The organism is Nocardia sp. NPDC058497 (genome assembly GCF_042720195.1).
Classification (GTDB): domain Bacteria; phylum Actinomycetota; class Actinomycetes; order Mycobacteriales; family Mycobacteriaceae; genus Nocardia.
On record NZ_JBHXMY010000163.1, the window covers coordinates 1 to 10,122 of the forward strand.

The following is a 10,122-nucleotide window of genomic DNA, read 5'->3' on the forward strand; positions in this document are numbered from 1 at the left end:
CGGCGGAACCGGTCCTCCATCCGCTCGGAGAAGCCGCCCGACTTGCGGGGGCGGCCACCGCGCCCGGTCGAGCCACCCGACGGGCCACTGCTGCCCGCGGCGGGAGTCTCGGTCGAGTCCGGACGAGCGGACCTGCGCGAGTTGCCGATCATGAGCAGGACACCCGCACCGAACATGGCGATGAATCCGACGAGACTGATGATCGGGAAACCGCCCGGCTTGAACGGGGCGGCGATGCCGGCGACGAGAAGGAACAGGCCGATGGCGAACAACGCCGCGGCCTGCAGTCTGCGTCGACTCGACGTGGAGCGAAGTCGTCCGCCGCGGACGGACGAGGCGAACTTCGGATCCTCAGCATAGAGAGCGCTCTCGATCTGTTCGAGCATGCGCTGCTCGTGCTCGGAGAGTGGCACGGTACCTCCCCCGGCACTAGGCGTGGCTGGTCGCCTCCGGGTAGGCGACGGGTAGCCGACCTTGGCGGCTATCTGCTCCCCATGATACGAGTTCGATCGAAGCCGTACCACCTACTCGGTGATAACTAAGCGGTCATGTCCCGGTCGCGACTCGGCTGCGGGCGTGTCTTGGCCGCGGCGACCAGCGCATCGTCGACGTCGTAGAGGAATGCGCCGACCCGTGAACAGAACTCGTCGGCCCGGGTGTCGGTGACCGCGCGGTCCAATCCGGCCTCCAGATCGGCCCGCAGCTGCGAATGCGCCTCGAAGTAATCCGCCCACATGGCGAACTCGGGTGTCGCGCGTCTCAGCAATACCCACGCGCTGCGCGACCTGGCCCGCGGCGCCCGGTCGGCGCCGGTGAGCGCGATCATCGCGCCCGCTGCGCGCAAGGCGGCCAGGTAGGCGGTGCGGAATCGCTCGCCCGGCTCGTGCTCCCAGGCCGAATCGGTGAGCAAGGCGTCGGCCTGACGTAGCAGCCCGCCCGCGCGACCGTCGTGCCCCGCGTGCTCCCGACCATCGTTGCGACCAGCCATCTGCTGCCCCTTTCGCCCCTCGCACAGATCGAACAACCATTCGAACGTTTGAATTGAGATTGAATATAGGGACACCCACCGACAACTTCCGCGCCTGCGCGCCATCGACGAGAGCCATGACAGCCGTCAAGCCGAATCACACCCCCGCACCCGTCGTCGTCGACCTCACCGTCGCCGCCCTGCGGTCGCGCCTGCACGACGCCCTCTCGGTGTATGTCGCCGCGATGGACTATCCCCGCGGCACCGAACACCACCGCGCGCCGATGTGGAACGAACACACCACCCGCGCCGGCTGGCGCGCCGTCGCCGCCCTGCTCCCCGACGACTCGGGCTCGGTCGACCTGCGCACCGCCCCGATCGTCGCGATCGCCTATGGCTACAGCGGCGCACCGCGGCAGTGGTGGCATCAGCAGGTGCACACCGGAATGCGCCGGTGCGGCTGGCCGGAAGCGGCCGCCCGCGACCTGCTCGCCGACTATTTCGAGCTCACCGAACTGCACGTACACCCCACCGCGCAGGGTCGCGGGATCGGGTCGACGCTGCTCGAGCGGCTGCTGGCGGACCGGCCGGAGGCGGCCGTGCTGCTGTCGACGCCGGAGGTGCCCGAGGAGGCCAACCGGGCGTGGCGGTTGTACCGGCGGGCCGGATTCACCGATGTGATCCGCAATTTCGTGTTCGCGGGCGACACCAGGCCGTTCGCCATCCTGGGGCGGCGGCTGCCGCTGCCCGCGTCCGGCAGCCGAGCGTGAGGTCGACGGGAACGACGGTCGTCGTCGGTTCTGGGCACAACGCGCTGGTCGCCGCCTGCTATCTGGCGCGAGCCGGGCAGCGGGTGCAGGTGCTCGAGCGCGACGAGGTGCCCGGCGGCGCGGTGTCGACCGTCGAGCGGTTCCCGGGTCATCTGGTGGATCGCGGGTCCTCGGCGCACATCATGATCCGGCACACCGGGATCATCGAGGAGCTCGAGCTCGCGCGATTCGGGCTGCGCTACATCGACTGCGATCCATGGGGTTTCACGCCGTCCGACGGCGTGCGCCCGCCGATCGTCTTCCATCGTGATCTGGATCTGACCTGCGCGTCGATCGCCGCGGCCTGCGGTGCGCGCGACGCCGACGCCTATCGCCGTTTCGTCGCGGTGTGGGGTGAGCGCAGCGCGCGGGTGATGCGGTCCTTCGGTGGTCCGCCCACACTGGGCAGGCTGCTGCGCTCGTTCTGGGGACTGGACGCGCGCGACGGCGGCAGCGCGCTGTCGCGGGAGTTCCTGCAGTCCGGTGACGCCCTGCTGGACTACTGGTTCGACGACGAACGGCTCAAGGCGTCGCTGGCCTGGTTCGGTGCGCAGTCGGGCCCACCGATGTCGGAACCCGGCTCAGCGCCGATGGCCGGTTTCGCCGCGCTCATGCACACCCTGCCGCCGGGCCGGGCCGTGGGGGGAAGTGGGGCGCTCAGCGCCGCCCTGATCGCCCGGCTGCGATCCGACGGCGGCGAAATGCACACCGGTGACGCCGTCACCGCGCTGGGCCGCACCGGCAGCGGCTGGCAGGTGTCGACCGAATCGGGCCGAAACCTCCACGCCGACACCGTGATCGCCGGCTCCCACATCCTGGCCACCCTGGATCTGCTGCGCGCGGGCGGTTTCGACGCCGACACCCTCGACGACTGGCAGCGCCGGATCCGGGTCGGACCCGGCATCGGCATGGTGGTGCGTCTGGCCACCGACCGGCTACCGGAATACCCCGGCGCCTCCCCCGCCGAATCCGCCCGTGGCCTGCAGTTCCTCGTCTCGGACCGGAATCAGCTGCGCCTGGCCCACGGCGCGGCACTGGCCGGTTCGCTGCCGCCGCGGCCGGTGGTGCTGGCGATGAGTTTCAGCGCCCTCGACCCCACCATCGCGCCGCCCGGCGAACATCAGCTATCGCTGTGGGCGCAGTGGCATCCTTACGAGCTCGCCGACGGCAGCGACTGGGCAGCACACGCCGAGCGCGAGGCGGATCGGATCATCGCCGAGGTCGACCGATACGCACCGGGATTCGCGTCCTCGGTACGGCAGCGGTTCGTGCAGACCCCGGTCGATCTCGAACGCGAGATGGGGCTGCGCGGCGGCAATGTCATGCACGTCGAGATGTCGCTCGACCAGATGATGCTGTGGCGGCCGCTGCCCGAGCTGTCGGGTCAGCGGGTACCGGGAGCTCCGGGCCTGTATCTGACTGGCGCGTCCACCCATCCCGGCGGTGGAGTGTCCGGTGCCAGTGGTCGCAGCGCCGCGCGGCTGGCCCTCGGCGATCGCCGAACCCGCCGGCTCTCGTTGCCGCGCAGACGATGAGGTCACTTGCGAACCGGTCGGGTCGCTGCGTCGAGGCGTTCACTCGATGGCTGCGCGCCGATCCACAGCGTGCGCTGCCGACCGCCACCGCGATTCTGCTGGTACTGGTGCAGATCGCCTATCCGTTGAGTGCGGGCACGATCCGCGATCGGATCACGATCGTCGTCGTGGTGCTCTCGGCGGCGACCGCCCTCCTGCACGCGGCGACGACCCGCGGATGGGTCTGGGCCACCGGGTTCTTCGTCATCGTCTCGGGTCTCGGCCTCACCGCCGAGGTCATCGGCACGGCTACCGGGTTCCCGTTCGGTGACTATGCCTATGCCGTCGACCGGATCGGGCCCGCGCTCGCCGAGGTTCCGCTGGTGGTCCCGCTGGCTTGGACCGGCGGGCTCTACCCGATCTGGATCGTCGCGGGGCTGATCGTGCATCGGGACGCGAGCATCGGGTCGGCCGCGGGGCGCGCCGGGCTGTTCGTCGTTGGCGCGGTCGGCTGGGATCTGTTCCTCGATCCGCAGATGGTGGCCGACGGCCAGTGGACCTGGCAGGTCACCGACGCGGGGCTGCCCGGTCTCCCGCACATTCCGTACACCAACTACCTCGGCTGGGCGCTGGTCGCCGCGGTGATGGCGCTGCTGCTCACCGTCCTGGACCGGCTGGTGCCGCCTGCCCGTGACCCGTCGGTGGCGGTCCCGGTGGCCGTGTTCGGGTGGACCTGGCTCGGCTCGACGCTCGCGCACGCTGTCTTCCTCGGTCTGCCCGCCTCCGCGGTCTGGGGTTTCCTCGGCCTGGCGCCGCTCGGGATACCGCTCCTGCTGCGCGCCCGATCGCGCGACACAGCAGCGGACCGCACGAGCTGAGGGCCGGAATCGTGGGCGAAATGCCTGTTCGGCGCGGGTCGGCGCGACCCGGTGGGCCCGTCGTGTGTGTTCTCGGGCCCGAGCCTGGCACGATGTCAACCGTGCAGCCGAGTCTCGTCGCCGACATGCCCACTCCTTCGCCGCGTCGTCATGGGCCCGCGCGGCGCGTCGCGGCCGTCGCCGTCCTGCTGGCGCTGCTGGTGCCCGCGCTGGCCGGGTGCCTGCGGGTGCAGGTGTCGATGGGCGTGTCATCCAACGACCGGGTGTCGGGGCGGATCGTCGCCGCCGTCGTGCCGACCGGCCCCGACGACAAGGGTCCGCAGCTCGAGGCGCCCGATGCGCTGGCGGCCAAGGTCCGCGTCGAGAACTACAACCAGGACGGGTACGTCGGCACCCAGGTATTCTTCGACGACCTGTCCTTCGGCGAGGTCGGCCAGCTCGGCGGCCTGTCGGATCAGACCCAGGGCATGTTCACCCTGGAGTTCCAGCGCAACGGCGACCTGGTGAGCCTCAACGGACGCGTCGACCTGGAGTCGGTGCCGCCGAACGGCTCTGACGTGCAGTTCTCCATCGCGTTCCCGGCGCGCGTCGCCAAGACCAACGGCACCCGCGAGGGCGACAGCACCGTGTCGTGGAAGCTGCCCGCCGGTGAGGTCTCGACCCTGCGCGCCGAGGTGAAGTACGCCGACCCGAACACGCGCTCGTTCGCCGGCTGGGCCGGCATCGTCGGCGGCATCACCCTCGCCGTGGCCGCGCTCGTCGCGGGCCTGGCGTTCCGCGACCGCAATCCCGGCCCGCCGAACGCGCCGCGCGGCGGTTTCTCGCCACAGGAGATGTGGCGCGATATCACCAGCCGCAGGCTGGGCCGCTGACATGGGCGCGGCGGTCCGCTACCTGACCTGGGCAGGCACCGGTCTGGCCGCGCTGGGCGCGACCACCGCCGCCTACAACCTGGTCACGTTGCGCACCCTGCCGCGCCGGGTCGCCGGCGTGATCGAACCCGTGACGGTGTGCGTGCCCGCCCGCGACGAAGCCGACCGCCTGCCCGATCTGATCGCCGACCTGCGCGCCCAGACCGGCGTACCGCGCCTGCGCGTACTCATCCTCGACGACGCCTCCACCGACAACACCTACGAGGCCGCACTCGCCGCGATCGACGACGACGACCGCTTCACCGTGCTCCGCTCGGCCGCCCACCCCGCCCCCGGCTGGACGGGCAAGGCCGCCGCCTGCGCCCGCCTCGCCGCCCGCACCGACGCGGCGGCTCTGGTCTTCGTCGACGCCGACGTCCGCCTCGCCCCACACGCCGTCGCCGCCGCCGTCACCGAATTGCGCAGGCGCGCAACCGGTCTGGTATCGGCCTGGCCGGTCCAGGAGGCCGGATCGACCACCGAACGCCTGGTCCAGCCCCTGCTCGCGTGGTCCTGGGCCTCGACTCTGCCCCTCGGCCCGGCCAACCACAGCCTGCGCCCGTCGACCGCGGTCGCGTGCGGTCAGTTCCTCGCCGTAGACGCCGAGGCCTATCGCGCGGGCGGCGGTCACGCGGCCGTCGCCGCCAGCGCCACCGAGGACCTCGACCTGGCCAGAGCTCTACGCCGAGCAGGCCATGGCACCGCCCTGGTGACGGCCGGTCCGGCAGCGAGCACCCGGATGTACACCGGCGCAGGCGAGCTCACCAACGGCTACACCCGCTGGCTCTGGTCGGCCTACGGCGGCCGGATCGACGCGGGCGCCGCAATCGGAGCCCTTGCAGCCCTTGCCTATTGGATCCCCCCACTCGCCGCCCTCTGCGGCCGAGGCCGAACCCGCCGCGCCGGCCTGCTCGGCTACCTGGCCGCGGTAGCGGGCCGACTCGCCGCCCGCAGCACCGAAACCCGCCGCGCACCATCCCCCGCCGACGTCACCTCAGCAGTGGCCCATCCCTTGGGCGTTGCCCACTACCTAACCCTGTGGACGCGCTCGCACCACCGCCACCGCACCGGCAGACTCCACTGGAAGCAACGCCCCCTCGTCGCCCCGGAAACCGTTACCGCACAGCGCGCCTGACAGTCGATGGTCGCCTGCGACGAAATCGAGCTCGTAGCCGTCCGACTCGATGTCAAGGGTGATCAGGGCGTGCCGAGTTCAGGGCTTTGGCCGGATCACTCGCAGCTCAGTAGCAATTCGAAGGCGCTGTGCAGGTCGTGATCGTCGAAGATCTCGTGTTCGTCGTCCGGCGCGGTGTGATGCCAGACGACGTAATGGGATGCCAGATACCGCAAATCTCCCCATGGTTCCTGCGCGTGGACTCGGGCGAGCACCCGCGCACATCGCAGGCATTCGAGCCACGGGACAACGAGCAGGCCGGTCAGAATAGAGTCCCTCATTCCGGCTTGGGCCGGGTCGACCGGTGTCGAGCGATCATCCGGCAGCAGTCGGATGGAACCTTCCTCATCGGAATCCCTTACACACGCGATGATTTCGTCATGGCGGGCCAGCCGCTCGCCCCACTGTTCGGCAAGCATTTCGATCTCGGCGCGCGTTCGGTCGCTGATAGGAACCCGGTGCTCGAGAAGCCGTTGCAGCAAGATCCACAGTCCGGCTTCCTGCTGACCAGTCTCTCGGCAGTCGCGAAAGTTCTCGCTGTCCTCGGCAGAAGGCAACAGCGCAGCTAGTCGTCCCCATAGGTCAACTTCGTATGCCTCGTAACGGCCACCGCTACCCACCGTAGCGACCCTACGGGACCGCGGGTGCGAGCCGACCAGCTCTCGCCTCGTTGCCCAGGGCTTCGGCCAGTTCCGTGTTAGCACGGATGTGGTGGACCAGGGGGCAACCTGACACTGGATCCAGTCGACCGAATTCGGCCGACGTGGTGTATCGGCAGCGAACGCCGATCCAGTGAAAGGAGAAAGACATGAAGAAGTCTGTAATGCGCGCGGCGGTCGCTGCAGCGGCGATCACGCCGATGGTTGTCTTCGCGAGCGGCGTCGCGTCGGCAGAGCCCGCGCCGAGCCCTGGCGTCAATCTTGTTGTCGCCGATGAACAATTGGCGGGCGCTCCGGTCGGGATCGTCACGTCAGCGACGCCCTGGGTCACACCAGTGCACGCGTGCGGCGGCCCCGGCATACTGGGGTTGAGCACCACGGTTTTCCATGGGACCGTCCCCGTGCTCGGGCACTTTGCATCAGAATCTGATGCGACAACCCGCGAACCCGTCTCGCCTTTCGGTAGCCCCGGCCACGTCGTCGACGACAGCGGTGACCAGGTCACAATACGGCGAGCCGGGTCCTCGGATTGAACCGCTGAGTTCCGAGAAGCCCAATGGGTTCTGCTATGCAGCTAACTGTTTCGGCGCACAGGTTGGCTCGTTGGATGTTCAGGGGACTTCGGTAATTCCGATGGTCGGGAAGAAGAAGCAGGAGCGGCCTGCGTTGTCGGTGGTGCCGAAGACGGCGGCCAGGACGGTGCCGTGGCCGGTGTCTACGGGGACTGCGCGTACGCCGCCGACGGGGATGGCGGTGAACAGGAAGTCGCGGATGGCGGTTTCGGCGAGGGGGCGCAGTTCGACGGGGACCTCGGGCGGGACCATCGCGCGGACGATGTCGGTGATCGAGCCCATCGAGGCCAGGCCGCCGCGGCCGGTGCTGATGTTGAGCCAGGCGACCTGCATGCCGGAGGTTTTGGTGGTGGCGGTGTCCGGGGACAGGCCGTAGGGCAGGAAGGTGAATATCGTCTGGCCGGATTTCACGGCGGTGAGGTCGAGGCCGGGGATCTGGACGGTATTGGCCGGCCACGGGCCGGGGACCGCACCCGCGACGGCGGGGACCAGGCCGAGGTCGTCCCCGGCGCAGTTCGCGGCGACCGTCGGATACAGGAACGGCTGGACGCCGAGCGCTTCGAGGGTGTCGACGACGGTCCGATACGCGCCGAACAGGTCGCCGGTGCCCGCCTTCTGCGTCGCCGGCGCATCCCTGGTTACCTCTGGTGCTGCCGCCGCGGTGGGCGCGGTCAGCAGCAGCGCGGCGGCACAGGCCGCCAGCGTGGTCAGTGTGGTGGAACGACGCGGCTCGGTCACGGCGTACTCCTCATGGACGCGAAGACATCCGACGCTACTCCGGGTCCGGGCGCAATCCGCGCAGGTGAAGTGGCACCGAGCCGTCGGCGCGTCGCACAGTGTGCCCGAGCGCGCCCTTCGTTCCAAGCTCTGCGCTCACGCTGATCCTTACCGTTGTGAAGGATCCCGGCAGTGCCACATGCTGATTCGGTACCGGCCCCCGCGGCCGGTCGCAACCATCCAGAGCGACCGAGAGACCTGGCTCGATGACGTCGCAGCAACCCGCCCGTTCCCCGGGTGTGGGTGCTTCCGCCGGGTTCGATGGAGGAAAAAAGTGCACCCCGTGATCGGTCCCCGTCCTCGTCTCGCCGCCGTCGCCGGCGTTCTCGCCGTCGCCACCTCCGTGGTCGCGTGCGGCAGCGACAGCGCGGGCTCGGGTGGGCAGGGCGGTCCACGCTGCGGCACGGCCTGTCGCAGGCGCCGTCGTGCTCGGATCCGGCGCAGGCGGGCTCGAACCAGTCCATCTACGTCGCCCGCCAGATCGTCGACTCGCTGACCGATCAGGACCCTCCTGGCCGAGGCGTGGGGAGTCCGCGCCGCCCGCGCGGCCTGAACCCGCCTCGCCGCAACCGATGTGTCAAGCCTTCCTTTGTCACACGAGTCGCCTCTATACGTAGGCGTATAACAGGGGTAGCCTCTTCTCCATACGCATCCGTACGGATAGGGGTTCTCTCATGCGGCTTCCCGCAGCGGCACATACCGGTCGACCGTGGCGCATCCACGAGATCGCCGGGGATTTCGATGTCGAAGACGTGTGGCGGTTCCGGACGCCCGGTGGCAGGGCGGACGACTTTCCCGCGTTGCTCGCGGCGTTGCAGGCGGCGAGGGCGTCCGACGACTCGGGGATCAGCGGGCTGCTGTTCAAGATCCGGTGGAAGCTGGGCGAGATGTTCGGGTGGGATCGGGAGTCGGCCGGGACCGGGAGCAGGGTGGAATCGCTGGTGGACCGGCTGCCTGCCAATCTGCGTGACACACCGTGCCCCGACGACACGGACAGTCCGTTCACCAGCGTGTATGTCCTCGACGACGAGTACGCCGCCGAGATCGCCAACGGCACCATGCATGGCGTCATGCACCTGGGCTGGGTGCCCGACGAGACGGGTCCGGGCTACCACCTGCAGATGGCGGTGCTGGTGAAGCCGAACGGCCTGTTCGGCCGCGCCTACATGGCGTTCATCAAGCCGTTCCGGTACCTGATCGTCTACCCGGCGATGACCCGGAGTTGGGAACGAACCTGGAACGACCTCGCCACCCGCTGACCCTCAGGTGCCGTTCATCACCGCGAGCACGTCAGGGGCCGCGAAGAAGCGCGTGCGGCCGCGGGTGACTTCGACGAGAATGCCTGCCTCCACAAGCTTTTCCACATTCAGCGTGGCGGCACGGTGGGTGACGTCGAGCGCGTTCATCGCGATCGCGATGCTGATGATCGGCGAGCGGAACAGCTCGTCGACCAGGATCGGGAGCAATCCGGACGATCTGGCTCGGGCAACCCGCAGCCGGAGTTCGGTACGCAGCGCGTCAAGGCGCACCGCACGGGCGAGACTGTCGCGGGCTTGCTCTTCGATGACCTCGAGAAAGAACTCGAACCAGCCCAGCCAGTCGCCGTCGGTCGAAACACGGAGCAAGCCTTCGTAATACCGTTCCCGCCGTGGCTCGATATAGGACGAGAGATCGAGCAGCGGGCCGGGCAGCAGTCCCCATTCGACGAGCAGCATCACAGCGAGCAACCGGCCGATCCGGCCGTTGCCGTCGATGAAGGGTTGGATAGCCTCGAATTGTTATTGGACAACCGCGGTGGCCACCCGCGGGGGGCCGTTGCCCACCCCAATCCAAAAAATATGTGAAGAAAAAAGAAACCTCC

At 69.2% G+C, this 10,122-nt stretch carries 12 protein-coding genes, 2 pseudogenes and 1 riboswitch; of the genes and pseudogenes, 8 read left to right on the top strand and 6 right to left on the bottom strand.

Features of this window, described 5'->3' with window-relative positions; genetic code table 11:
- Both ACFWPJ_RS13720 and ACFWPJ_RS13725 read right to left on the bottom strand, forming a co-directional pair.
- Positions 1-413, bottom strand: a 413-nt coding sequence (locus ACFWPJ_RS13720) for a DUF3040 domain-containing protein (protein ID WP_378850794.1), incomplete at its 3' end; no start/stop codon positions are given.
- Positions 414-538: 125 nt separating this feature from the next.
- Positions 539-988 (bottom strand): SAV_6107 family HEPN domain-containing protein, encoded by a 450-nt coding sequence (locus ACFWPJ_RS13725; RefSeq protein ID WP_378850797.1) that lies wholly within the window; start codon positions 986-988, stop codon positions 539-541.
- Positions 989-1,104: 116 nt separating this feature from the next.
- Here ACFWPJ_RS13725 and ACFWPJ_RS13730 point away from each other — a divergent pair, with 116 nt between their 5' ends.
- The 5 genes from ACFWPJ_RS13730 (at position 1,105) to ACFWPJ_RS13750 (ending at position 6,214) form a co-directional block, all read left to right on the top strand.
- Positions 1,105-1,737 (top strand): GNAT family N-acetyltransferase, encoded by a 633-nt coding sequence (locus ACFWPJ_RS13730; RefSeq protein WP_378850799.1) that lies wholly within the window; start codon positions 1,105-1,107, stop codon positions 1,735-1,737.
- A complete protein-coding gene (locus ACFWPJ_RS13735; RefSeq protein ID WP_378850802.1) occupies positions 1,734-3,311 on the top strand; it encodes a phytoene desaturase family protein in 1,578 nt (525 codons plus the stop codon). The genes ACFWPJ_RS13730 and ACFWPJ_RS13735 overlap by 4 nt, the downstream gene beginning before the upstream one ends.
- Complete coding sequence (locus tag ACFWPJ_RS13740; RefSeq protein ID WP_378850804.1) at positions 3,308-4,168, top strand: carotenoid biosynthesis protein; 861 nt, start codon at positions 3,308-3,310, stop codon at positions 4,166-4,168. Before ACFWPJ_RS13735 ends, ACFWPJ_RS13740 begins: the two co-directional genes overlap by 4 nt.
- A gap of 125 nt (positions 4,169-4,293) precedes the next feature.
- Positions 4,294-5,040: an LppM family (lipo)protein gene (locus ACFWPJ_RS13745; protein ID WP_378850822.1), complete on the top strand. Its 747-nt coding sequence runs from the start codon at positions 4,294-4,296 to the stop codon at positions 5,038-5,040.
- 1 nt (position 5,041) lies between these two features.
- Entirely contained in the window at positions 5,042-6,214 is a 1,173-nt protein-coding gene (locus ACFWPJ_RS13750; protein ID WP_378850807.1) for a glycosyltransferase, read from the top strand.
- A 95-nt stretch (positions 6,215-6,309) separates the two neighbouring features.
- Here ACFWPJ_RS13750 and ACFWPJ_RS13755 read toward each other — a convergent pair whose 3' ends face one another.
- A complete protein-coding gene (locus ACFWPJ_RS13755) occupies positions 6,310-6,873 on the bottom strand; it encodes a hypothetical protein (protein WP_378850810.1) in 564 nt (187 codons plus the stop codon).
- A gap of 188 nt (positions 6,874-7,061) precedes the next feature.
- Between ACFWPJ_RS13755 and ACFWPJ_RS13760 the strand changes: the two genes are divergently transcribed.
- On the top strand, positions 7,062-7,445 hold the full coding sequence (locus ACFWPJ_RS13760; protein WP_378850813.1) for a hypothetical protein: 384 nt from the start codon (positions 7,062-7,064) through the stop codon (positions 7,443-7,445).
- 78 nt (positions 7,446-7,523) lie between these two features.
- Here the strand turns inward: ACFWPJ_RS13760 and ACFWPJ_RS13765 are convergent, their stop codons facing one another.
- Entirely contained in the window at positions 7,524-8,222 is a 699-nt protein-coding gene (locus ACFWPJ_RS13765) for a hypothetical protein (RefSeq protein WP_378850815.1), read from the bottom strand.
- A gap of 212 nt (positions 8,223-8,434) precedes the next feature.
- Positions 8,435-8,529: riboswitch (SAM riboswitch) on the top strand.
- Positions 8,530-8,544: 15 nt separating this feature from the next.
- On the opposite strand from ACFWPJ_RS13765, the pseudogene ACFWPJ_RS13770 reads away from it, so the two are divergent.
- Both ACFWPJ_RS13770 and ACFWPJ_RS13775 read left to right on the top strand, forming a co-directional pair.
- Positions 8,545-8,771, top strand: a pseudogene (locus tag ACFWPJ_RS13770) (ABC transporter substrate-binding protein); the annotation flags it as partial.
- A 164-nt stretch (positions 8,772-8,935) separates the two neighbouring features.
- Positions 8,936-9,520, top strand: a complete 585-nt coding sequence (locus tag ACFWPJ_RS13775; protein ID WP_378850818.1) for a DUF2867 domain-containing protein — start codon at positions 8,936-8,938, stop codon at positions 9,518-9,520.
- 3 nt (positions 9,521-9,523) lie between these two features.
- Here the strand turns inward: ACFWPJ_RS13775 and ACFWPJ_RS13780 are convergent, their stop codons facing one another.
- Positions 9,524-9,976 carry a Fic family protein gene (locus ACFWPJ_RS13780; protein ID WP_378850825.1) on the bottom strand — a complete coding sequence of 151 codons (453 nt, stop codon included), beginning with the start codon at positions 9,974-9,976 and terminating at the stop codon, positions 9,524-9,526.
- A pseudogene (locus ACFWPJ_RS13785) lies at positions 9,977-10,030 on the bottom strand (Fic family protein); the annotation flags it as partial.
- Between the last annotated feature and the right edge of the window lie 92 nt (positions 10,031-10,122).

Coding starts and splice junctions, on each gene's coding strand:
- ACFWPJ_RS13745 (WP_378850822.1), top strand. CDS start 4,294: ATGCCCACTCCTTCGCCGCGTCGTCATGGGCCCGCGCGGCGCGTCGCG.
- ACFWPJ_RS13730 (WP_378850799.1), top strand. CDS start 1,105: ATGACAGCCGTCAAGCCGAATCACACCCCCGCACCCGTCGTCGTCGAC.
- ACFWPJ_RS13760 (WP_378850813.1), top strand. CDS start 7,062: ATGAAGAAGTCTGTAATGCGCGCGGCGGTCGCTGCAGCGGCGATCACG.
- ACFWPJ_RS13780 (WP_378850825.1), bottom strand. CDS start 9,976: ATGCTGCTCGTCGAATGGGGACTGCTGCCCGGCCCGCTGCTCGATCTC.
- ACFWPJ_RS13775 (WP_378850818.1), top strand. CDS start 8,936: ATGCGGCTTCCCGCAGCGGCACATACCGGTCGACCGTGGCGCATCCAC.
- ACFWPJ_RS13750 (WP_378850807.1), top strand. CDS start 5,042: ATGGGCGCGGCGGTCCGCTACCTGACCTGGGCAGGCACCGGTCTGGCC.
- ACFWPJ_RS13725 (WP_378850797.1), bottom strand. CDS start 988: ATGGCTGGTCGCAACGATGGTCGGGAGCACGCGGGGCACGACGGTCGC.
- ACFWPJ_RS13740 (WP_378850804.1), top strand. CDS start 3,308: ATGAGGTCACTTGCGAACCGGTCGGGTCGCTGCGTCGAGGCGTTCACT.